Source organism: Variovorax sp. PAMC 28711, from assembly GCF_001577265.1.
Classification (GTDB): domain Bacteria; phylum Pseudomonadota; class Gammaproteobacteria; order Burkholderiales; family Burkholderiaceae_C; genus Variovorax.
This window is the reverse complement of sequence record NZ_CP014517.1, coordinates 2,590,887-2,611,521: the sequence shown is the minus strand read 5'-3', so window position 1 is coordinate 2,611,521 and position 20,635 is coordinate 2,590,887. Positions and strand designations below refer to the sequence as shown.

General features: G+C 67.4%; 23 protein-coding genes. 8 read left to right on the top strand and 15 right to left on the bottom strand.

Features of this window, described 5'->3' with window-relative positions; all coding sequences use genetic code 11:
* Positions 1-2 precede the first annotated feature (2 nt).
* From trpD to AX767_RS12670, 7 genes are all read right to left on the bottom strand, one after another.
* A complete protein-coding gene (gene trpD, locus AX767_RS12700; protein WP_068631681.1) occupies positions 3-1,034 on the bottom strand; it encodes an anthranilate phosphoribosyltransferase in 1,032 nt (343 codons plus the stop codon).
* A gap of 19 nt (positions 1,035-1,053) precedes the next feature.
* Positions 1,054-2,097 carry a low-specificity L-threonine aldolase gene (gene ltaE, locus AX767_RS12695; protein WP_068631680.1) on the bottom strand — a complete coding sequence of 348 codons (1,044 nt, stop codon included), beginning with the start codon at positions 2,095-2,097 and terminating at the stop codon, positions 1,054-1,056.
* Between the two features lie 4 nt (positions 2,098-2,101).
* Complete coding sequence (locus AX767_RS12690; protein ID WP_068631679.1) at positions 2,102-2,686, bottom strand: anthranilate synthase component II; 585 nt, start codon at positions 2,684-2,686, stop codon at positions 2,102-2,104.
* Positions 2,683-3,072, bottom strand: a complete 390-nt coding sequence (locus AX767_RS12685; protein ID WP_068631678.1) for a GxxExxY protein — start codon at positions 3,070-3,072, stop codon at positions 2,683-2,685. Before AX767_RS12685 ends, AX767_RS12690 begins: the two co-directional genes overlap by 4 nt.
* A complete protein-coding gene (trpE, locus tag AX767_RS12680) occupies positions 3,069-4,571 on the bottom strand; it encodes an anthranilate synthase component I (protein WP_068631677.1) in 1,503 nt (500 codons plus the stop codon). The genes AX767_RS12685 and trpE overlap by 4 nt, the downstream gene beginning before the upstream one ends.
* A 264-nt stretch (positions 4,572-4,835) precedes the next feature.
* Positions 4,836-5,522, bottom strand: a complete 687-nt coding sequence (locus AX767_RS12675) for a phosphoglycolate phosphatase (protein ID WP_068631676.1) — start codon at positions 5,520-5,522, stop codon at positions 4,836-4,838.
* Positions 5,523-5,555: 33 nt separating this feature from the next.
* Positions 5,556-6,227, bottom strand: a complete 672-nt coding sequence (locus tag AX767_RS12670; RefSeq protein ID WP_068631675.1) for a response regulator — start codon at positions 6,225-6,227, stop codon at positions 5,556-5,558.
* Between the two features lie 121 nt (positions 6,228-6,348).
* Here AX767_RS12670 and AX767_RS12665 point away from each other — a divergent pair, with 121 nt between their 5' ends.
* Positions 6,349-7,698, top strand: coding sequence for a DotU family type IV/VI secretion system protein (locus AX767_RS12665; protein WP_237288445.1), 1,350 nt, complete (start codon positions 6,349-6,351; stop codon positions 7,696-7,698).
* Positions 7,695-8,705 (top strand): type VI secretion system protein, encoded by a 1,011-nt coding sequence (locus tag AX767_RS12660; protein ID WP_068631674.1) that lies wholly within the window; start codon positions 7,695-7,697, stop codon positions 8,703-8,705. Before AX767_RS12665 ends, AX767_RS12660 begins: the two co-directional genes overlap by 4 nt.
* Here AX767_RS12660 and tssJ read toward each other — a convergent pair.
* Positions 8,656-9,138 carry a type VI secretion system lipoprotein TssJ gene (gene tssJ, locus AX767_RS12655; protein WP_068631673.1) on the bottom strand — a complete coding sequence of 161 codons (483 nt, stop codon included), beginning with the start codon at positions 9,136-9,138 and terminating at the stop codon, positions 8,656-8,658. The two genes, AX767_RS12660 and tssJ, sit on opposite strands and share 50 nt — an antisense overlap.
* Before the next feature lie 71 nt (positions 9,139-9,209).
* Here tssJ and tssA point away from each other — a divergent pair, with 71 nt between their 5' ends.
* From tssA to AX767_RS12625, 6 genes are all read left to right on the top strand, one after another.
* On the top strand, positions 9,210-10,244 hold the full coding sequence (gene tssA / locus AX767_RS12650) for a type VI secretion system protein TssA (protein ID WP_068631672.1): 1,035 nt from the start codon (positions 9,210-9,212) through the stop codon (positions 10,242-10,244).
* A gap of 40 nt (positions 10,245-10,284) precedes the next feature.
* A complete protein-coding gene (gene tssB / locus AX767_RS12645) occupies positions 10,285-10,800 on the top strand; it encodes a type VI secretion system contractile sheath small subunit (RefSeq protein WP_068631671.1) in 516 nt (171 codons plus the stop codon).
* Positions 10,801-10,832: 32 nt separating this feature from the next.
* A complete protein-coding gene (gene tssC, locus AX767_RS12640; protein WP_068631670.1) occupies positions 10,833-12,326 on the top strand; it encodes a type VI secretion system contractile sheath large subunit in 1,494 nt (497 codons plus the stop codon).
* A gap of 159 nt (positions 12,327-12,485) precedes the next feature.
* Positions 12,486-12,965 (top strand): Hcp family type VI secretion system effector, encoded by a 480-nt coding sequence (locus tag AX767_RS12635; protein ID WP_068631669.1) that lies wholly within the window; start codon positions 12,486-12,488, stop codon positions 12,963-12,965.
* Positions 12,966-13,046: 81 nt separating this feature from the next.
* Complete coding sequence (locus tag AX767_RS12630) at positions 13,047-13,559, top strand: hypothetical protein (protein WP_068631668.1); 513 nt, start codon at positions 13,047-13,049, stop codon at positions 13,557-13,559.
* A 13-nt stretch (positions 13,560-13,572) separates the two neighbouring features.
* A complete protein-coding gene (locus AX767_RS12625; RefSeq protein ID WP_068631667.1) occupies positions 13,573-14,085 on the top strand; it encodes a hypothetical protein in 513 nt (170 codons plus the stop codon).
* 39 nt (positions 14,086-14,124) lie between these two features.
* Here the strand turns inward: AX767_RS12625 and AX767_RS12620 are convergent, their stop codons facing one another.
* From AX767_RS12620 to AX767_RS12590, 7 genes are all read right to left on the bottom strand, one after another.
* Positions 14,125-14,913 (bottom strand): PP2C family protein-serine/threonine phosphatase, encoded by a 789-nt coding sequence (locus AX767_RS12620; RefSeq protein WP_068631666.1) that lies wholly within the window; start codon positions 14,911-14,913, stop codon positions 14,125-14,127.
* 24 nt (positions 14,914-14,937) lie between these two features.
* Complete coding sequence (tagH, locus tag AX767_RS12615) at positions 14,938-16,527, bottom strand: type VI secretion system-associated FHA domain protein TagH (RefSeq protein WP_068631665.1); 1,590 nt, start codon at positions 16,525-16,527, stop codon at positions 14,938-14,940.
* A 64-nt stretch (positions 16,528-16,591) separates the two neighbouring features.
* Positions 16,592-17,062 (bottom strand): hypothetical protein, encoded by a 471-nt coding sequence (locus AX767_RS12610; protein WP_068631664.1) that lies wholly within the window; start codon positions 17,060-17,062, stop codon positions 16,592-16,594.
* Positions 17,063-17,088: 26 nt separating this feature from the next.
* A complete protein-coding gene (locus AX767_RS12605) occupies positions 17,089-17,970 on the bottom strand; it encodes a hypothetical protein (RefSeq protein WP_068631663.1) in 882 nt (293 codons plus the stop codon).
* Complete coding sequence (locus AX767_RS12600; RefSeq protein WP_068631662.1) at positions 17,967-19,247, bottom strand: DUF2169 domain-containing protein; 1,281 nt, start codon at positions 19,245-19,247, stop codon at positions 17,967-17,969. Before AX767_RS12600 ends, AX767_RS12605 begins: the two co-directional genes overlap by 4 nt.
* Entirely contained in the window at positions 19,244-20,284 is a 1,041-nt protein-coding gene (locus AX767_RS12595) for a DUF2169 domain-containing protein (protein WP_068631661.1), read from the bottom strand. The genes AX767_RS12600 and AX767_RS12595 overlap by 4 nt, the downstream gene beginning before the upstream one ends.
* Positions 20,281-20,625: a hypothetical protein gene (locus AX767_RS12590; RefSeq protein ID WP_068631660.1), complete on the bottom strand. Its 345-nt coding sequence runs from the start codon at positions 20,623-20,625 to the stop codon at positions 20,281-20,283. Before AX767_RS12590 ends, AX767_RS12595 begins: the two co-directional genes overlap by 4 nt.
* Between the last annotated feature and the right edge of the window lie 10 nt (positions 20,626-20,635).

Below are 20,635 nucleotides of genomic sequence, written 5' to 3'. Positions count from 1 at the left end.
GTTCAGTTCGCCTTCGCTTCAGTGGTGGCCTTGACCAGTGCCACGAGCTTCGCCTTCGCCGCGCCGGAATCCAGCACCGCGCGCGAACGCTCGATACCCGCGGCGATGGAGTCGACCACGTTGGCCGCATAGAGCGCCGCGCCCGCGTTGAGCACGACGATGTCGCGCGCCGGGCCCGGCTGGTCGTCGAGCACGCTCATCAGCATCGCCTTCGACTGCTCCGGCGTCTCGACGCGCAGCGCGCGGTTGCTCGACATCGCGAAGCCGAAGTCTTCGGGATGCAGTTCGTATTCGCGAATCTCGCCGTCCTTCAGTTCGCCGACCAGCGTGGCCGCGCCGAGCGAAATTTCGTCCATGCCATCGCGGCCGTAGACGACCAGCGCGTGCTCGGTGCCCAGGCGCTGCAGCGCGCGCACCTGGATGCCCACGAGGTCGGCATGGAACACGCCCATCAACATGTTCGGCGCGCCGGCCGGATTGGTCAGCGGGCCGAGGATGTTGAAGATCGTCTTGATGCCGAGCTCCTTGCGCACCGGGGCGACGTTCTTCATCGCGGGATGGTGGTTCGGCGCGAACATGAAGCCGATGCCCACGTCCTCGATGCACTGCGCGATCTGTTCGGGCTTGAGGTTGATGTTGACCCCGAGCGACTCCAGCACGTCCGCGCTGCCCGACTTGCTCGATACGCTGCGGCCGCCATGCTTGCTCACCTTGGCGCCGCCGGCCGCGGCGACGAACATCGAGCAGGTCGAGATGTTGAAGGTGTGCGAGCCATCGCCGCCGGTGCCGACGATGTCGACGAGGTGCGTGCGATCCTTCACTGGCACCTTGGTCGACACCTCGCGCATCACCTGCGCTGCCGCGGTGATCTCGCCGATGGTTTCCTTCTTGACGCGCAAGCCGGTGATGAGCGCCGCCATCATCACGGGCGAGCACTCTCCGCTCATGATGAGCCGCACGATGTGCAGCATTTCGTCGTGGAACACTTCGCGGTGTTCGATGGTGCGCTGCAGCGCTTCCTGGGGGGTGATCATGCGGGGCCTCCTCGGGCCATCAAGAGTGAAAGAAGGTTCGGATCGCGGCCACAGCGCGGTCCACGCCGGCGGCGTCGACATCGAGGTGCGTCACGAAGCGCAGGCGATAAAGCCCCGTCGCCAGAATGCCCTGCGCATTCAGACTGGCGAGCAGTTCCGATGAACGCGCCTGCGCCGCACCGGTCAGGTCGACGAACACGATGTTCGTGTGCGGCGCCTCGACCGTGAGCCCGTCGATGCCGGCCAGGCCTGCCGCGAGTCGCTGCGCCAGCGCGTGGTCGTCGGCGAGCCGGTCGATGTGGTGATCCAGTGCATGCGATGCCGCCGCGGCGAGCAGCCCGGCCTGGCGCATGCCGCCGCCCGCCATCTTGCGGATGCGGTGGGCACGTGCGATGAATTCGGTCGAGCCGCACAGCGCCGAGCCGATCGGCGCACCGAGGCCCTTGCTGAAACAGACCGAGACGCTGTCGAAGCACTGCGCGATGCGCCGCGCTTCGGCGCGCGGGTCGCCCTTCGTCTTCGCGGCCTGTGCGGTCGCGGCGTTGAAAAGCCGCGCGCCGTCGAGGTGTCGCTGCAGCCCTTTCGAGGTCGCCAGCGCGGTCGCGGCCTGCACGTATTCGAAGGGCAGCAGTTTGCCGCCGAGCGTGTTCTCGAGCGCGAGCAGCCGCGTGCGCGCGAAATGCGCGTCGTCGGGCTTGATGGCCGCTTCGATCTGCGCGAGCGGCAGCGTGCCGTCGGGCGCGTGGTCGAGCGGTTGCGGTTGCACGCTGCCGAACACCGCGGCGCCGCCGCCTTCCCAGCGGTAGCTGTGCTGCTGCTGGCCGACGATGTATTCGTCGCCGCGGCCGCAGTGCGAGAGGATCGCGCAGAGATTGCTCTGCGTGCCGGTGGGCACGAACAGCGCGGCCTCGAAGCCGAGCATCGCGGCGATCTTTTCCTGCAGCGCGTTGACGCTCGGGTCGGCGCCGAACACGTCGTCGCCGAGTGGTGCGGCGGCCATCGCCGCGCGCATCGCGGGGGTCGGCTGAGTCACGGTGTCGCTGCGAAGGTCGACATGAGTCATGGCGTCAGTCCAGGAAGTTCTTGAGCATGGCGTGGCCGTGCTCGGTGAGGATGGATTCGGGGTGGAACTGCACGCCTTCGATCCGAACGTCGTGCGCGAAGCCGGTATGGCGAACGCCCATGATTTCGCCGTCGTCGGTCCAGGCGGTCAGCGCCAGTTCTTTCGGGCAGCTCGATCGATCGATCGACAGCGAGTGGTAGCGGTTCACCGTGAAACGTTCCGGCAAGCCGGCGAACACCCCTTCGCGTGTCGTCGTGATCTCGCTGGTCTTGCCGTGCATGAGCTGCTGCGCGCGCACGATCTTGCCGCCGAAGGCCGCGCCGATGGCCTGGTGGCCGAGGCACACGCCGAGGATCGGCAGCTGGCCCGCGAAGGCCTCGATGGCCGGCACCGAGACGCCCGCTTCGGCCGGTGAACAAGGGCCGGGCGACACCACCAGCCGCGTGACGCCGGCCGCGATGCGCTCGCCGATCTGCGCCACGTCGATCTCGTCGTTGCGCACCACCTCGACCTCGGCGCCCAGCTCGCCCAGGTACTGGACGATGTTGAAAGTGAACGAATCGTAGTTGTCGATCATCAAGACTTTCATGGCTTGCTCACGATCCGGTGGACGCCCTTGACGACGGGGAACACATTGAAGTTGATGAGCAGCCCGAGCTTGAGGCCCGACAGGCGCAAGGCCGCCATGACCTGGGCGCGGTGCAGGTCGGTCAGCACGTCGACCGCACGCAGCTCGACGATGACCGACTGCTCGATCACGAAACCCGCGCGATACACCTCGCCCAGGTCGCGCTGCTTGTAGTGCGCCGACAGCGGCACCTCGCGCTGGAAGCCGATCTCGCGCTCGGCGAGTTCCACTTCGAGCGCCGCGGCGTAGGCGGATTCGACGAGCCCCGTGCCCAGCACGCGCTGCACTTCGACCGCCGCACCGATGATTTCGTGCGAGAAGTCGTTGACGCTTTCGTGAACACTCATTCCAGCCCCTCCTCGACCAGTTCGGCCGCCCGCAGCAGCGCGCGCGCCTTGGCTTCGGTTTCTTTCCATTCCAGCTCGGGCACCGAGTCGGCCACCACGCCGGCTGCAGCCTGCACGTGCAGCACCTGGTCCTTGATGATGCCGGTGCGGATGGTGATCGCCACGTCCATGTCGCCGGCATAACTGATGTAGCCGCAGGCGCCGCCGTAGAGGCCGCGCTTGATCGGCTCGAGCTGGTCGATGAGCTCCATCGCGTGCACCTTCGGCGCGCCGGTGAGCGTGCCGGCCGGGAAGGTCGCCTTCAGCACGTCGATCGCGGTCATGCCGTCCTTCAGCGTGCCTTCGACGTTGCTCACGATGTGCATCACATGGCTGTAGCGCTCGACGGCGAACGCCTCGGTCACCTTCACGGTGCCGATCTTCGCGATGCGGCCGATGTCGTTGCGCGCCAGGTCGATCAGCATCACGTGCTCGGCGCGCTCCTTCGGATCGTTGATGAGCTCCACTTCGGCGGCCTTGTCGAGTTCGAGCGACGCACCGCGGGGCCGCGTGCCGGCGAGCGGGCGAATCGTCACCTTCTGCTGGCCGTCGGGCATGTTCTCCTGTCGCACCAGGATTTCCGGCGAGGCCGCGACGACATGGAAATCGCCGAGGTTGTAGAAGAACATGTAGGGCGACGGGTTCATCGAGCGCAGCGCGCGGTACAGCGAGAGCGGCGACTCGGTGTAGCGCTTGCTGATGCGCTGGCCGACCTGCACCTGCATGAAGTCGCCGCCAGCGATCAGTTCCTTGGCGCGTTCGACAGCCGCCAGGTAGTCGGCCTTGGCGAACGAGCGCTCGGCCGGATGCGCCTGGCTTTGCTTGACCTGCGGCGCCGCGACCGAGTACTTCAGCTGGTCGCGCAGCTCGCGCAATCGGCGCTTGGCATTCGCGTACGCCTCGGGCCGCGTCGGATCGGCATAGACGATCAAATAGAGCTTGCCCGAGAGGTTGTCGATGACCGCCAGTTCCTCGCACTGCAGCAGCATGATGTCCGGGCAGCCGAGCGTGTCCGGCGGGCAGCTGTTCTCGAGCTTCTTCTCGATGTAGCGCACCGCGTCGTAGCCGAAGTAGCCTGCGAGGCCGCCGCAAAAACGCGGCAGACCGGGCCGCAGCGCGACCTTGAAACGCTTCTGGTACGCCTCGATGAAATCGAGCGGATTGCCTTCGGCCGTTTCAACCACAGCGCCGTCGGTCACGACTTCGGTGCGGGCCGCGGCGCCGAAGCCGCTGGCGCGGAGAAAGGTGCGGGCCGGCAGGCCGATGAAGCTGTAGCGGCCGAAGCGCTCGCCGCCGACCACGGATTCCAGCAAAAAGCTGTACTTGCCGCCGTCCTTGGTGTGCGCGAGCTTCAAGTAGAGCGAGAGCGGGGTTTCGAGGTCGGCGAAGGCCTCGACCATCAGCGGGATGCGGTTGTAGCCCTGCGCGCTGAGGCTTTTGAATTCGAGTTCGGTGATCACGGTGTCTCTTTCCGTCTGCCGGCCGGCGCTCGATCGGCCGGTGGCGGTTCATTCACGAGGAGGTCCAGACGTCAGTGCGATCCGGAACCGGGAGCGCACGGCATGCGCCGTGCTGTCAAACAGGCTGCGTCGATGGGCGACGCCAAAGCCAGGCTCCCCGGCGGCCTTGCCCTGTCTGAATGAGGTGGTGAACGAACATGCGGGCGCCAGTGTAGCAGCGGGTTTGCGGGCCGCAAAGCCTCGCGCGAAGCTCCGGTGGCGCCCTCAGAGGGCCCGGCCAAGCTCCGCCAGCGAGTCGACGAAACCATCGGCATCGACGCCGCGCACTGGCTCGCCGTGGTTGTAGCCGTAGCTCACCAGCACGACCGGACAACCTGCGGCACGCGCCGCGCGGGCGTCGTTGCTGGAGTCGCCGATCATCAGCGTGCGCGCCGGCGTGATGCCCAGGTGCTCGCAGGTCTTCAGGAGCGGCAGCGGGTCGGGCTTTTTGCGCGCGAACGCATCGCCGCCGAACACGACCTCGAAGAAACCGTCGAGCCCCTTGGCCGCGAGCAGCGGCTTGGCGAAATCGGTCGGCTTGTTGGTGAGACACGCCAGGCGCAGGCCACGCGCGCGCAAGGCCTGCAGACCCTCGAGCACGCCCGGATAAACCGTCGAATGCTGGCCGTTGATGCCCAGATAGTGGTGCTGGTAGCGCGCCCAGGCACCGTCGTAGAGCGCCTCGGCACGCGCTCGCTCCGAAGCGCCCAGCACATGGCCCAGCACCGAAAGAATGAGGTGCTCCGAGCCTTTGCCGACCATCGGTTTCACGACCTCGGCCGTCACCGGCGGCAGCGACAAGTCGCCCATCATGCCGTTGAGTGCGGCGACGAAATCGCCGACGGTGTCGACCAGAGTGCCATCGAGATCGACGATGGCGGCGTCAAAAAGAGAAAGGTCGAAGTGCTGCATAGGCCCGCAAGGATAGCGGGCTCGCCGATCGATTCAGGCTTCGGACAGCGTCTGTGCGGCCACGACCGCTTCGGTCCGGTTGCGCACATTGAGTGCGCGGAAGATCGCCGCCAGGTGGATCTTGACGGTGCCCTCGCTGATGCCGAGCGCGCGCCCGATCAGCTTGTTGGGCTTGCCCTGCGACAGAAGTTGCAGCACTTCGACCTGTCGCTCGGTGAGCACGTTGCGCAGGTGGTCGAGCGTGTGGGCGGGCGATGGCGTCGCGCTGCGCGCCGCTTCGATCGCCGGCACGCCCGCCACGATGCCGGGCGGCAGCGCCGACAGCATCATCGGCGGCACGTAGACGCCGCCGGCCAGCACCAGTCGCACGGCCGAGAGCATGACCTCGGGCGAATACGCTTTCGGGATGAAGCCGAGCACGCCGTGTTCGAGCGCGGTACGCATGATGGCCGGGTCTTCGTAGCCCGACAACACGATGACGGGCACCGCCGGATGGCGCTTGCGCATTTCGTCGATGTGCGCATGCCCGTTCGCGCCGGGCATGTTGAGGTCGATCACGGCGAGATCGAGGTCGTCGGACGCACTGGCGAGCAATTCGTCGACGCTCATTGCCAGCACGAAGTCGATGCCGGGCTCGAGTTCTGCCAGCTTGGCCTTGACCGCCTCGATGACGAGCCGGTGGTCGTCGGCGATCAAAATTTTCATGGTGGCTGTGTTCCCGCGTCTTGGATGAACGAGTCCGGAAGATAACGGCGATTCCCGCGCGCAGCAAGGTCGGGCCGCCGGGCGAACGGCATAGTCCCCCCGCGGTATGGTGCGCCCGAAAATGCATCGAAAGAATCTGCGGGTGGGTCGCCTGCTCGATCAGTTCTCTGCATTGTTCTCCTTCGGACTGGCGATCGATGCTTCCAATCCGGCCGGTAGCGGTTTTCGCACGCGCGACGCGGCACAGGAAGACGCGCTCGCCCTGCTGGATGCGGCCCGCCTGGCGGCGACAGCTTCCGGTACGCCGCCGCAGCAACTCGAATCCGCGACCTTCGCCATGGTGGCGTGGCTCGACGAGATCTTCGCGCGTCAACCGCAGTGGCACGACGAATGCCCGCCGCTTCAGGCACAGCTCTTCAATTCGGCCAATGCTCACAGTGAGTTCTTCCATCACCTCTCGGCACTCCAGGCCGACGACGACGCGGTGCGCGAGGTGTATTGGCACGCGCTCGCGCACGGCTTCGTCGGCCAGTACTACTTCGAGAAAGACGACTCGGGCGAACTGGGCAAGCTGAAGGACCTGCACGGACGTCAGCTGCGTTCGCCGCCGCTCTCGCTCGCGACGCTGGCGCAAGAGCACCTCACGCCCCAGCCCTACGCGAGCGCCGACCCCGCGGGTCCGCGCGATCCGTTGCGTCGCGAGCGCACGCTGCTGCGTGCCGGCGGCGCGCTGGCGCTGCTGCTGCCGCTGGCGTTCCTCCTCTCTCTGATGCTCGCGGGCCCACGACCGGCGCCGCCGACGTTCGCGCAGCAACTGAGAATGCAACTGGACCGCTACGCCTGCGCCGACCTCAGGGCCGACACCGGCAACGACGACACGTTGCGCGTGACCGGCTTCGTCCCCCTGCAGGACGACGTGGCGCGCGTAGCGCGCGAGGTCCGTGCATTGCCAGGCGTCCAGTCGGCCACGTTCGACCTCGGCCTGCGTGTCTGGCCGCATTGCGAGGTGGTGGACATCCTCAAGCCGTACCAGACGCGCAATCGCGAAAAGGCTCTCGGGTTGCGCGTCGGCGCGCCGTCAGCACGGAGCGGCCGGCTGCGCGAAGGCGATGCGGTTCGCATCAGCCTGACCGGCGCGAACTACGACGGCCATGTCCAGGTCGACTACTACACCGCCGACGGCGCGGTGCAGCACTTGAACCGCGGGGTTGCCCGGGCGCAGGTGGCCGCGGGGCAGCGCACGGAATTCGGCCAGGACATTCCTTCGAGCTGGCTGGTCAGCCCGCCTTTCGGCACGGTGCTCGTGTCGGTGTTGTCGTCACCGGCGCCTTTCACCGAACTGGGTGATCGGCCGCCCTTCGAGCTGGCGTCCGCCTATCTCCTCACGCTGCGCGAAGCCCTGTCCGCCAACAAGGGCGGCGAACGGCTGATCGCGGAGCTCTTGTTTCTCGAAACGGCGGAGCGCCCTTGAACGTCCTGCCGGCATCCTGGTGGCTCGTTCTGACTCTCAGCGGTCTTGGTTTCGCGCTGCTCTGGTGGGTCGTTCGAGAACGCCACCGCGCTGCGCGCATCCGTGCCATGAAGCACGCACTCGCGCAATGCGGGCGTGCCGAATCGCCCGCCGAACAAACGGCACTCGATCGCCTGCACGACGCGCCGCGCGCGGTGCCGCGACGCAGTGCGCCGGTGCCGACACCTCGTTTCCTGTTCCTGGGTGACGTGCCGCGCATGGCACGGACCGGTTTCTGGCACTGGACCGCACTTCCTGCCATGGTCGCGATCGCCATCGACCCGCAGGTCGTCGCGTCGCCGGACGCACCGCCGCTTCGTCGCGCCTGGCACCACGCGTTGCTCGCATTGATGCAAGCGCGTCGGCGCGTGCCCTTGAACGGCATCGTCGTCTGCCTCGATGCGCAGCGACTCGGGCCGGGCAATCCGCCGGTGCAACCCGAGGCCACGCGGCTGCGCCGATTGATCGACGAGGCTGTGGACCATCTGGGGCTGCGAAGGCTCCCGATCTACCTGGTGGTGACAGGTCTCGAGCGCCTGGAAGGCTACGCCGTGGTGCGCGACGCGCTCCCTGCCGACGTGCGCGCGCAAGTGCTCGGAGAGCGTATCGCGCTGGACAGTCCGGCGCTTCCGCGCGATGCGTTCGCCGCGATCACGGCGGGTTTGCACGCCCTGCGGATGACGCTGCTGCGCGCGCATCCGGCAGCGCGCGACCGATGGGCGGTCCATGCGTTCGTCGAGGCTGTGCGCGTCATGGGTGACGCGCTCGACACCGTGGCCACCACGCTGTTCGCGCAGAGCATCGACGGTGTGGATGCGCAGCCTTGGCGCGGTCTCTACCTGACAGGCACCGGTGCCGCCGGGGGCGATTTTTCCGACGACCTGTATGCGCGCTTTCTGCCCGCCGACGAGGCGCTGGCTACTTCGACGCGTCGATCCGGATCTGCCGCGCGCCGAAGGTCACCATGAGGCCGAGCGGCTTGCCAGGCTCGACGGCGCGCACCTCGCGCCAGCGTGCGCGCTCGAGGTCGCGATAGGCAGCCAGCACGCCGATGGCCTTGACCTCGGCGGGCAAGGTGAGCGCGAGCTTTTTGCTGTCGCCAGGCCGCAGCAGCAGTTCTTCGCGCTGAACCATTTCGGCACCGAGCGTGGCCTGGTCCTTTTCGTAGAGCGAGAAAAAGTCGGCGCCTTCGAAAGGCCCTGGCGACTTGAGCGCGTAGATGCGCACGGTGAGCGGCGATGCGCGGTTGCGCGCATCGGGGTTGACATCGGGCGCAGCCATCAGCGTAAGCGACACCGGCGTGACCACCGGTTTGGTCGCACAGCCCGCGAGCACGAAGGCGGCCAGCGCCAGCCCGAAAAAGCGTCCATAGAACAAACGGCGTGTACCAGGCAGTCGCATGCTATTCCCTTCGTTGCATTGACCCGTCGATAGGCATCTTTGATTATCACCAGTCAACTCGAACAGGCAACATGCTGACTCCCGAACTCGTTCAATCGCTGCAGGCGCCCATCAGCGAAGCCTCGCCGTGTGGCGACGATCTGGCGTACGACCCGGCCTTCACCGCACTGGAGTCCGCATCGCAAGGCAAGCCCGAACAGCAGTTCGGCGACACCGTCATCCCCGCCATCGAACCCGAGTGGCGCGCCGTGGCCGAACAGGCCGAAGCCGTGCTGCGCCGCGCAAAGGATGTGCGCCCCGCCGTGTTGCTGCTGCGAGCCGCCACGCGCCAACAAGGCGTTGCCGGTTTCGACGCGGGCCTTCGCCTGCTCACCGGCCTGCTCGACACCTTCTGGGACGGCATACATCCAACGCTGGATGCCGACGACGACAACGACCCGACCATGCGGCTGAACGCGCTGGCGCCGCTGACCGACGAAGGCATGGTGCTGCGCGACCTGTACGACGCGCACGTCGGCACCGCACGCGGTGTCGGTCCGATCCGCGTGCGCGACATCGCCATCGCGCACCACGCGCTCGCGGCCGGCAACGGCGATCCGGCGTATTCCGCAGCGCAGATCCAGGGCGCGCTCGAGGAAATCCATGGTGACCGACCCGACGCCGTGCAGACGCTGATGCATCTGCGTCAGGCCGTCGGCCATCTCCAGGCGCTGCTCAGGGAGCGCACGGGCCTGGACGATGCCGTCGACTTTGGCAAGTTGCGCGCCATCGCTGCGGTGTTGCACAAGGCAGCGAGCGGTGTGGCCGGCGCCGCACCCGCCGACGAAACCACGGCGCCCACCGCCGCCGAAGGAAGCGCCGGTGCCGTTGCGCCGGCGCCGGCGGCCACGTCCCGCAGCGACATCCAGAACCGGCAGGACGCACTGCAGCTGCTCGACCGCGTGATCCGCTATCTCGAACAGACCGAACCCGGCAATCCAGCGCCGCTGCTCATCGAGCGCGCCAAGAAGCTCATCGGCGTGAGCTTCTTCGAAATCATGAGCAACCTCGCGCCCGGCGCGATCGACTCGATCGAAACCGTGACGGGTCGCCGCCCGTCCGAATGACCCGTCACCGAACCCGCCCCAACCCTCCAGGAGCAGCACCATGGCCAGCAAGAGCAGTCAGAAATTCATCGCCCGCAACCGGGCGCCACGCGTCCAGATCGAATACGACGTGGAGCTCTACGGCGCCGAGAAGAAGGTGCAGCTGCCGTTCGTGATGGGCGTGCTGGCCGACCTCTCGGGCAAGCCGGGCGATCCGCTGGCGCCGGTCAGCGACCGCAAGTTCCTGGAGTTCGACACCGACAACTTCGATTCGCGCATGAAGGCCATGAAGCCACGCGCGGCCTTCTCGGTGCCGAACACGCTCACCGGCGAAGGCGACCTGAAGGTCGACATCACGTTCGAGAACATGGACGACTTCTCGCCCGCCGCCATCGCGAAGAAGGTCGACGCGCTGAACAAGCTGCTCGACGCCCGCACCCAGCTGGCGAACCTCGTCACTTACATGGATGGCAAGGGCGGCGCCGAAGAGCTGCTGGCCAAGGTACTGGAGGACCCCGCCCTGCTCGCCACGCTGGCTGCCAGCAGAAAACCCGAAGACAGCGCGCCCGCGGCCTGACACCCATTCACCGGACAACGAGGAGAAGCACCATGGCAGAAGCACTCGAACAGAGCGCACTCAAGGATGTGGCCTACGCCGGCAGCGATTTTTCGTCGCTGCTGCAAAAGGAATTCAAGCCGCGCAGCGACGAGGCCAAGAGCGCCGTCGAAGCCGCGGTGCTCACGCTCGCGCAGCAGGCGCTGAGCAACAGCACGGTCATCGGCAAGGACGTGACGCAATCGATCCAGGCCATGATCGCCGCCATCGACGCGAAGCTCACCGCGCAGGTCAACCAGATCCTGCACAACGACGAGTTCCAGAAACTGGAGAGTGCCTGGCGCGGCCTGCACTACATGGTGAACAACACCGAATCGGACGAACATCTGAAGATTCGCGTGATGGACATCTCGAAGAAGGACCTGCACAAGACCCTGAAGAAGTTCAAGGGCGCGGCCTGGGACCAGAGCCCGATCTTCAAGAAGGTCTACGAAGAGGAATATGGGCAGTTCGGCGGCGAGCCCTTCGGTGCGATCGTCGGCGACTACCACTTCGACCAGAGCCCGCCCGACGTGGAACTGCTCGGCGAGATGGCCAAGATCGCGGCTTCCGCGCACGCGCCTTTCATCACGGGTGCCAGCGCCAACCTGATGCAGATGGAGTCGTGGCAGGAACTCGCCAATCCGCGAGACCTGACCAAGATCTTCGGGACGCCCGAGTACGCCGGCTGGCGATCGCTGCGCGAGTCCGACGACTCCAAGTACCTGGGCCTGTGCATGCCGCGCTTCCTGGCGCGCACGCCCTACGGCGCCAAGACCAATCCGATCGAGGAATTCGATTTCGAGGAAGACGTGGCCGGCGCCGACCACAGCAAGTACGCGTGGGCCAATGCGGCGTATGCCATGGCGACCAACATCAACCGCTCGTACAAGCAGTACGGCTGGGGTTCGCGCATCCGCGGCATCGAATCGGGCGGCGCGGTCGAGAATCTTCCGCTGCACACCTTCCCGAGCGATGACGGCGGGGTCGACCAGAAGTGCCCGACCGAGATCGCCATCAGCGACCGGCGCGAAGCCGAGCTGTCGAAGGCCGGCCTGCTCTCGCTCATCCATCGCAAGAACTCCGACTTCGCGGCCTTCATCGGCGCCCAGTCGCTCAACAAGCCGGCCGAGTACGACGACCCGGACGCCACGGCCAACGCCAACCTCGCCGCACGCCTGCCCTACCTTTTCGCCTGCAACCGCTTCGCGCACTACCTCAAGTGCATCGTGCGCGACAAGATCGGCAGCTTCAAGGAGCGCGACGAAATGCAGCGCTGGCTGAACCGCTGGATCATGAATTACGTGGACGGCGACCCGGTCAATTCATCCGAAGAGACCAAGGCGCAAAAGCCGCTCGCGGCCGCCGAGGTCGTGGTGGAAGAAGTCGAGGGCAACCCCGGCTACTACACCTCGAAATTCTTCCTGCGCCCGCACTACCAGCTCGAAGGCCTCACGGTCTCGCTCCGGCTGGTGTCCAAGCTGCCCTCGGGCAAGAGTGCAGGCTGAAAAAAAGGGAGTGGCGCTGGCACTGACGTCTTGGAAAACCCCGCCACTCCATCGTTCTAGAGACAGCTCCTGCGGGCGAAGCCACTGCAGCAGGAGCCCCGAAAAACACCGTTTCATCACGCCCGCATCGGGCAGTTAACACACTGAAGGAGTACCGCCATGAGTTCCGATTACTACGTCAAGATGACCGACATCAAGGGTGAGGCCAAGGACACCGACCACAAGGACGAGATCGAAATCTTCTCCTGGAGCTGGAACGTGAGCCAAGCCTCCAGCGCCAACTCCGGCATGGGCTCCGGTTCCGGCAAGGCCAACCCGGGTCAGTTCGAATTCACGCACTCCTTCGACAAGGCGTCGACCGTGTTGGCACGCAAGTGCGCCGAGGGCAAGCCGATCACCGAAGTCGTGCTGTCGGCGCGCAAGGCCGGCGGCGGTCCCAAGACCTACCTGACCTACACCTTCAAGGGCGTGTTGATCACCAGCGTGTCGCCCGGCGGCTCGCAAGGCGGCGATGTGGTGGAGCACGTCACGGCCACCTACAAGGAAATGGAAGTCAAGTACAAGCCGCAAAAGGACGACGGCGAGCTCGACTCCGAAGTCAAGTTCGGCTGGGTTCCAACCGAGAACAAGTTCAGCTGATTGGCACGCCTGCGCCACGCGAGGCGGGCGAAATTGCGCGCCGGCGCCGACGCGCGCTGTCACATCTCCGGAGCATTGATCATGGCCCACACATTGGTCTACTACAACGACGGGCAGGCACCTTCCAGGCGCTACAACGTCGACAAGCCGGTGGGACGAAGCTGGCAATCCAGGAACTTGCGCGACGACACCATGCTCGTGCAGGCCCTGCTGAGAATCTTCTATTACGAGCTGGGCGGCAAGACCGATCTGGGCGTCAACTTTGACCCGCCTCCCGGCTCATCGAGCGCGGGCAATCTCAAGGTCGACGGCTATCACGGTCCCGCCACGCAAAGCCACATCGAGCGGTTCCTGGACCAGTTGGGCAAGGCCGAGCCCGCCCTGGGCCGCCGCAACGACCATGCCTTCGACCCGATGGACAAGATGGTCGTCAGTGGCAAACGGTTCTTCGTGGTGGCGCTCGTGATGCTGAACGACTTCTGCTTCGATGGTCCCGGCTTGCGTTCAACGCCCCTGGAAACGCGCGCATCCGACCCGCAAGTCGTGCCGCCTTATCTTGCCGCTTCGTTGACACGGGTCAAAGTGTTCCGCTAGCCGCTGAATCGTCATGGCTTTCACAATCAAGAACCCTGAAGCGACAGGCCTCTACTCGATCGACTACACCGTCGGTCATGGCGCGGTGAACATGCGCGACGATGTGATGCTCGCGCAGGTGTGCCTCAACATCACCTATTTCGAGCGCCGCGACATGTACGCCGCGCGCTACGTGAAATCACGCGAAGACAACCAGCTCGAGCTGCTGGAGGAAGACGGTTATTGCGGGCCGCTGACCATCGCTCGCATTTACCAGTTCCAGAACGATCTGGCCAAGAAGGGCAACCAGGGCATGGGCGCGATCCCGGTCAGGATCGACGGCAAATTCGACGTGAGTCCCGAGCCGGGAGTCATCCACATGGGGACCCAGAAAAGGGTCTACAGCTTCGACAGCATGAACTACGTGCTGGCCGACCACACGGAAGACGAAGCCAAAGCGCACTACTACAACCTGCGGGTCACCGCGAAGCCACCGCTGCTGCATTCGCTCACCCTGCAGCGCAGGTTCGCCAAGCGATTCAAGTAGCGCGGAAAGCCGGCGCAGTGCGGTCTCGCCGCTCGAGGCTCAGGACGCCGGCGCTTCCCCCGGCATCGGCAGCAACTGCGTCGCCTCGTCGTCCGCATGCAGCCACGCGGCCAGCGCGGTGTAGTTGTCGTGCCCCGGCTTGGCACGCGCCTTGATCGCCTGGTCGAGGTGCTCGACCCACTGACTCGGATTGCGCGAGGCCTGCAGGGTGTCGAGGAGGCAGTCGTCGCCGAGCGGCTCCCACACGCCGTCGCTGCACAGCAGCAGCACGTCGCCGGCGACCAGCGGCATCGGCGCCGAGACGGCGATCTCAGGCAGATCGTCCACCGCGCCGAGCGCCGACAGCAACATGTTGCGGTGGGGATGCGCCCGGGCGCCCTCTTCGTCCAGCATGCCGCCGGCCACCATCTGCTGCACCAGGCTGTGATCGACGGTGCGCGCCACGAGCGCGCCGGCGCGAAAGAGGTACGCGCGGCTGTCACCGCTGTGCGCCCAGGCGAACCGGTTGTCGTGCAGGTCGATCGCGGCCAGCACGACCGTCGAGCGCATGGCCGCCAATTTGCCGCCCTCGGCCTGGCGCGCGACCACATCGCGGTTGGCCTGCTCCAGCAGGTGGCGAAGCGACACGGCGTCGATGCCCGGCGCCGCACCAAAGCCACCGAGCACGCTGCTGCGTGCGGTGGCCGCGGCCACGTCGCCGCCGCCGTGACCCCCGGCGCCATCGGCCACGAGGCAGGCGACGTAGCGCCCGTCGTGCCAGTGACCGTGCACGTCTTCGTTGTAGCTGCGGCCGCCCTGTTTGGACAGCGTGACGATTTCGATTTCCACCCGGGGCGCCTCTTTTCTGCTTTCTCAGGGACCGGCCGATTTCAGGCGCTCCATTTGCTCTTCGTAGGCCTCGATGAACGCCTTGCCGAAAAGACTGTGGAAGTCGTCTTCGGCTTCGCTCGCGATACCGCCGTAGAGTGCCATGAACTGGTCCCACAGCTTGGCCTTGCGGTTGGCGGCGAACAGGCTGTCGAGGGCGGATTTCGCGGCGATCTTCTTCTCGAGCTCTTCCGGCGCAAAGCGCGCGATGACGTGCGCCAGCGCTGCGCGCATGCCGACCATCACGCCGAACTGGTGCGAGCGCAGGTCGTTGTAGGCGTCGCGCATCGCCGCCTCGGGCGCCATGAACCCCCGCACGCCGGGCCCCAGCAGGTGCGCCAGCGCCACGTCCACCGTCGGTGAGAACTTGAGCGGGTTGTTGGCTTGCGACGCGATCATCGTGACCTCGGCACGCACCTCGCGCTTGAATTCCTGACGGGTGAGCAAAAGCTGCAGCGTGCCTTCGGTCGACCCGCGCAGCAGCACGCCGATGCGCTCCATGAGTCCGGGCGTGAGCACCTGCGGCGCCGGGTGCGGATGCCCAAGGCCGCGCAGAAAGGCGGCGAGCAGCGCGTCGTCGGTGGCCGGCGTGGGCGCAGCGGGCGGCAGCACCGGAGCGGGCGCGGGCACCGGCCTCTCGACCGGCGGCATCACCGCGGCTTGCAGCGGCAAGCCGGTCATGTCATCGAATGCCAGAGGCTCGACCGCGGGTTCGGGAACCATGCGCGGCGGCTGGTAGGCGAACTGCCCCATCGGCAGCGCATCGCCGCGCGGCCCCGGCGTGGCGGGCGTCGCGCGTTGCAGCGCCGCCAGCGGATCGGCGTTCGATGCGGTGTTGGGCTGCAGCAAGGGGTCGGCCAGCGGCGACAGCGCCAGCGGATCGCTGCCCATGCCGAGCCCGCCCACGCCGCCGAACAGGTCGTCGATGCCGTTCGACTTGCCGCCGCCCGTCGCCACGCCGAGGTCTGAAAAATCATCGAGCGCGCCGAGCCCCGCGGCGGCCGGCGCCGCAGGCCCGGGCCCGAGCAGGTCGGCGAACGGGTCGACCTCCGGCGCGCGGGCATTGCGGGCCTGTGTCTCCATCGGGTTCGGAAAGAGCAGCGGGTCGGGTGCGACCGCGCCGCGCTGCGCAGGCGCTGGCGCCGACGCAGCGGGCGCACCGAGCCCGGCCAGCAGGTCGGCGAACGGGTCGTCGCTCGACGGCGTTGCAGCAGCGATCGATGCAGCGCCGGCCTGCGGTGCCCGTGCGCCGGGCGACGGCGAAGCGGCGTCCTGCACATCGAGCTCGAAACTGCCGATCACGAGGCGGTCGCCGGGCGCGATGGCGGCTTCCCGGCCCGAGCCCAGCGGCTGGCCGTTGCACTGCATCGGATTGCTGCCCCGGTCGACGACGACGAAGCCGCCATCCCTGAAAAGAATCTGTGCATGCACGCGCGACACCGTGCGATCGGGGTCGGACAGCACGAGCGTGTTCGTGTCGGCACGGCCGATGGTGCCGCCGGCCGGGCCGAAGTTCGCGGAGAGGGGCTGCTCCGTCGGCATGCCCTGCCGGGTGGCCACGGCGATTTGAATCATGGCGGGAGTATTCATTTCGCCCGTTGCCTTGGCAATCTCGCCGGAAGAGGTAGACCGCCCGTCATCAGAAGTCGGGCATCTTCGCCTTGTTCAGCGCCTGGTCGATCACCGGTTTCGACAGGATGCCGAGGATGCCGCCCAGCATCGGGAACTCGTTGCCGATGATGGCCAGTGTCTTGTCGACCTGCTGCTGCGCTTGCTGCTTCGCCGCATCGATGGCGGCCTCGCCGGTGCTGTGCGCGAGGTCTTTGGCGGCTGCGAAGGCCTGGTCCTTGATGGCGGCCGGATCGGGCGGCTTGCCGGCCATGGCGTCCTGGATGAGGCCATCCGCCATGTCGGCGCCCTTCTTCAACGCCTCGTCTTTCGCGTTGTCGGCGGCGGCGCCGGCCACGTTCGTGCCGGCGTCTTTCGCGTCGTCGCCGTAGTCGGCGAACGAGCCCGGGTCCTGCTTCGGCTTGCCATCGTCGGCGCTGCCGGGCGCACCGGGCGCACCGGGCACGCCCGGCGCGCTCATGAAATCGTCAAGGCCTGCCATGGAGTCTCTCCTGTGAACCGTCGAAGTCAGAGGCCGGTGGCGCCCGGCACGATCTGCACGCCCGTGGCGTCGGCGTCGCCCGGTGTGGCGTAGCCGGCACCGCCTGCCGCATCGGCGATGCGGCCGCCCGCCAGTCCGATGGCCGCGGGGCCCAGAACGATCATGCAGGCGCAGGGCAGGTAGCCGGCCGCCGTGCCGACCACGCCGGCCGGCAGGTTGGCGTTCGCGAAGTTCTGCACCGCCGCGTTGGCCGAATTGAGGACGGCCCCGAGCACCGCGCCGCCCACGTCGCCCAGGCCCAGCCCGTTGGACATGGCGTTTCCCAAGCCATTCGAGACCACCGCGCCGAGCCCGTCGGCCGCGAAAGAGATCACCCCCGCGAGCACGTCGCAAGCACCGAAGCCGACCCACCGCACGCTCACCAGCTGAAGACCGATGCCCAGCGGCGCCACGAAGCCCTCGATGCAATCCTGCAGGGGAATCACGAAGGCCGAGGTGGTCACCGCGACGGCGCTGCCGGAGGCGCCCGCCATCGCCAGCGCGCCGCCCTGCGGCGTTTCCTGCACGGCGTAGGAGGGCAGGAAGTACTTGTGGCTGGACCCCATCATGACGATCAGCGCGTTGGGCGCCATCACCACCGGCGGCACCGGAATATGCGGCTGCATCATTCCCCAGTCGTGGCCCGCGAGGATGTCGCCCATGCCCTCGGTGATCGAATTGGAGCGCGTGAACTTGCCGAAGATTTCAGGCGACGCGTAGTTCACCATCAAGGCGGTCCACAGGTACATCGGCAGCGGCGCCGGATTGACCGGACTCGGCGGCACCGGCGGCAGCGAGCCGGGCAACACGTTGTGGAAGTCACGCCCGAAGCTCGGCAACGCCGGGTACTTGGCGATGCGCATGGTCATGCCAGTGTCTCCACCCGCGTGCGCACCGTGCGCAACACGTCCTGGTCCTGGCCGGGTTGCAGTTCGCACCCGGTTGGCCACGACGCCGCCCACAGCAGTTCGACCCGGCGCGCGTCGACATCGATGAACAGCTGGAACAGCGCGCCGGGCAACGCACCCTGGCCCGGCACCTCGAACACCGGGCGTTCGCCCGGCAGCACGAAGTCCCAGCGCGGCAGGTCCGCGCGCAGGGCGATGAGGCTCACCGGCTCGGTGCCGGCCAGGCGCGGCAGACGCAGGCCGATCGGCGCGCAACGTGCGGCATCGGGATGCACTGCGAGGGCCGCGTCGGCGTCGTCGGCGGTCAGGACATTGCCGCGGCTGAAATCCGCCGGCACCTGGCCCCAGTCGACCTCGGGGCACTGGCGCGCGCCGACCTCGAAACCCGGCGGTGGCAGGCCGAACATGGCCGTGCGCGGGAACATGCGCATGTCCATGAAGTCCAGCCCCGCCGGCACCGGCCGGTGCAGCCAGTCGAGCGGGCGGCCCTGCGCAAAGCGTTCGGGGGTGAGCAGGTCGCGTTCCAGTTCGAAGCGCGGCAGCGCCACGTCGTGCAGCGCCTCGGGCAGCGCATCGGCCACGTAGCCCATGCCCACCGGATTGCGCGCGTAGGCCACCGGCACGGTGGTCGGCAGCGTGTCCTGCAGGAAGGCGCGGCTGCGCCGCCAGCCGACCGCATCCATGCGCGCCTCGATGCCGGCCAGCGCGGCGCGCAGGGCCACCGGGTCGAAGCCGCCGTAGGCCAGTTCGCTGCGCAACGGCACGGACTGGAACAAAGACGGTTCCGAGAATTCCACGCGACCGCCGATCCGCCGGCTGCGCCGCTCGCCGAACGCCCGCACCTTGTGGAGGTGACGCCCCACCGCCAGCCCGGCCAGCAAGGTGCGCACCGGCCGCCCGCTCGCGGCGTGCGCACGGACCACCACGTCGGTGCCGGTCTGGAACGCACGCGGCTCCGGCGTCGTCTGCATGCTGCCACTGCGCCCGGCATCCCGGCCCACCCAGTCGGGCAACGCGTCGTGCCTTGCGTAGGCGGTGTGGATCGGCCCCTGTGGCGCGCGTTGCAGCGTGCCGCTGTCGGTGATGGCGTAGGTCACCTTGCGCAACAAGGTCCACCACCACTGGCCCTGTTGCTGCCCGTGGACCAGCGCCTGCACCGAAGGCGCCGGCGCCAGTTCGGGCGGCACGCCGGGTGGCGGATCGCTGATCACGCTGCGCGGACGGAGGGCCGCGCTCATGGGTTCGGCTCCAGCGCGAACGCGTGGTCGCCGTGCCACTGCAGCAGCGCGCGACGGGCCTCTTCCGCGCGCATCAGGTAGCGAAAACTGGCGGCGAAGGTGACCACCAGCATCCGCTGCGCGACCAGCACCAGGATCGCGCTGATTCGCAACGGAAACGCCGAGCGCAAGCTGCCGACTTCCACATACACCACGGCGCCTTGACGCGCGGAGCCGATCTCCGGTGGCAGCGCGATGTGCTGCAGGCCGCCGGTATCGAAGCCCTTGAGCGTCAGCCGCGGTCCCAACGCGCCGCGCGGGCAGACGAAGTCCGGCGGTGCCTGCTGGAACGAATGCTTGAGCAGCACCTGCGACAGGCGCATCGGGTCGTCGCCGCTGGCCGCTTCGTTCCACGATTCCGGGCCGCTCGCCGGCAGCAACAGGCCACCCGGCGGCTTGTGGAAACAGGCCGGCACCGGCTGGTCGCTCCAGCGGGCCATGCGCTGGTCGATGCGCTCGACGTTCGGCAGGGCCACGTTGCCCAGTTCCGCGGGATCGAGGGCATAGCCCCGGCCGCGCGGGTTCATGCTGAAAGGATGGTCACCGTCGCCGAACGCGGCGCTGCCACCGAATGCGCGCTCGCAGCCGAGCGGCATGCGCTCGAAGGCAGTCGGTGCCGAGAGTTGCCACGGCGCCTCGGCGTGGGCGCGTGCCCAGCGTCGATCGCCGAGCACATCGAATTGCCGCACGAACCCGCCGCTCGCGACGCCGACACGCATCTGCTGCACGGCCTGGCCGCGCGGCGCCACGGCGTCGCCGAACACCAGCACATCGACCCCTTCACGACGGTGGTCGGCATCGGGCAACAAAAGCACGTCGCCATACAGCTCGGGCGCCCTGGCCACCGGCCACAGGGCCGCGTCGGGCACGGGAAAGATCTCGCCGTCGTCGGCCCACTGGTAGCTGACCTTGCAGGCCACCGTGCCCAGCTGTTCGTTGTCGGTGGTCGAACCCATTTCCAGCACCGACGGAAAAGGCGTGTTGTTGGTGAGCTTCATGGCACCGCGTGCTCCGGATCCCCGACGATTGGCACCGCGCAGATGAGGCGATGCGTGGCGAGCAGCGCCATGTCGGCGGCGGCCGTGGTGCGCGACGCGTAGTCCTTTCGGTGGTCGCGCTCGCCGGCCTGCGATGCGATGCCCATCGCCATGGCGGTGTCGTCGCCGTACACATGGCGCGCCGCCGCGAGTGCGGCCTCGCGCTCGGCGGCGCGCAACTCGGCGTCGTTCATCGGGCGGCCATCGCGCATGCGCTCCAGCTGCCTGTCGCGCACCTGCCGCAGAGCCTGCTCGAACACCAGGGTCGAGAGCGTGTCGCGTGCGCCGGACATGATCGACATTCCGCTCTTC

Excerpts from the sequence above, each read along its gene's own strand:
- trpD (WP_068631681.1), bottom strand. The coding sequence starts at position 1,034 with ATGATCACCCCCCAGGAAGCGCTGCAGCGCACCATCGAACACCGCGAA.
- ltaE (WP_068631680.1), bottom strand. The coding sequence starts at position 2,097 with ATGACTCATGTCGACCTTCGCAGCGACACCGTGACTCAGCCGACCCCC.
- AX767_RS12690 (WP_068631679.1), bottom strand. The coding sequence starts at position 2,686 with ATGAAAGTCTTGATGATCGACAACTACGATTCGTTCACTTTCAACATC.
- AX767_RS12685 (WP_068631678.1), bottom strand. The coding sequence starts at position 3,072 with ATGAGTGTTCACGAAAGCGTCAACGACTTCTCGCACGAAATCATCGGT.
- AX767_RS12675 (WP_068631676.1), bottom strand. The coding sequence starts at position 5,522 with ATGCAGCACTTCGACCTTTCTCTTTTTGACGCCGCCATCGTCGATCTC.
- AX767_RS12670 (WP_068631675.1), bottom strand. The coding sequence starts at position 6,227 with ATGAAAATTTTGATCGCCGACGACCACCGGCTCGTCATCGAGGCGGTC.
- AX767_RS12665 (WP_237288445.1), top strand. The coding sequence starts at position 6,349 with ATGCATCGAAAGAATCTGCGGGTGGGTCGCCTGCTCGATCAGTTCTCT.
- tssJ (WP_068631673.1), bottom strand. The coding sequence starts at position 9,138 with ATGCGACTGCCTGGTACACGCCGTTTGTTCTATGGACGCTTTTTCGGG.
- tssA (WP_068631672.1), top strand. The coding sequence starts at position 9,210 with ATGCTGACTCCCGAACTCGTTCAATCGCTGCAGGCGCCCATCAGCGAA.
- tssB (WP_068631671.1), top strand. The coding sequence starts at position 10,285 with ATGGCCAGCAAGAGCAGTCAGAAATTCATCGCCCGCAACCGGGCGCCA.
- tssC (WP_068631670.1), top strand. The coding sequence starts at position 10,833 with ATGGCAGAAGCACTCGAACAGAGCGCACTCAAGGATGTGGCCTACGCC.
- AX767_RS12635 (WP_068631669.1), top strand. The coding sequence starts at position 12,486 with ATGAGTTCCGATTACTACGTCAAGATGACCGACATCAAGGGTGAGGCC.
- AX767_RS12630 (WP_068631668.1), top strand. The coding sequence starts at position 13,047 with ATGGCCCACACATTGGTCTACTACAACGACGGGCAGGCACCTTCCAGG.
- AX767_RS12625 (WP_068631667.1), top strand. The coding sequence starts at position 13,573 with ATGGCTTTCACAATCAAGAACCCTGAAGCGACAGGCCTCTACTCGATC.
- tagH (WP_068631665.1), bottom strand. The coding sequence starts at position 16,527 with ATGATTCAAATCGCCGTGGCCACCCGGCAGGGCATGCCGACGGAGCAG.
- AX767_RS12610 (WP_068631664.1), bottom strand. The coding sequence starts at position 17,062 with ATGGCAGGCCTTGACGATTTCATGAGCGCGCCGGGCGTGCCCGGTGCG.
- AX767_RS12605 (WP_068631663.1), bottom strand. The coding sequence starts at position 17,970 with ATGACCATGCGCATCGCCAAGTACCCGGCGTTGCCGAGCTTCGGGCGT.
- AX767_RS12600 (WP_068631662.1), bottom strand. The coding sequence starts at position 19,247 with ATGAGCGCGGCCCTCCGTCCGCGCAGCGTGATCAGCGATCCGCCACCC.
- AX767_RS12595 (WP_068631661.1), bottom strand. The coding sequence starts at position 20,284 with ATGAAGCTCACCAACAACACGCCTTTTCCGTCGGTGCTGGAAATGGGT.
- AX767_RS12590 (WP_068631660.1), bottom strand. The coding sequence starts at position 20,625 with ATGTCGATCATGTCCGGCGCACGCGACACGCTCTCGACCCTGGTGTTC.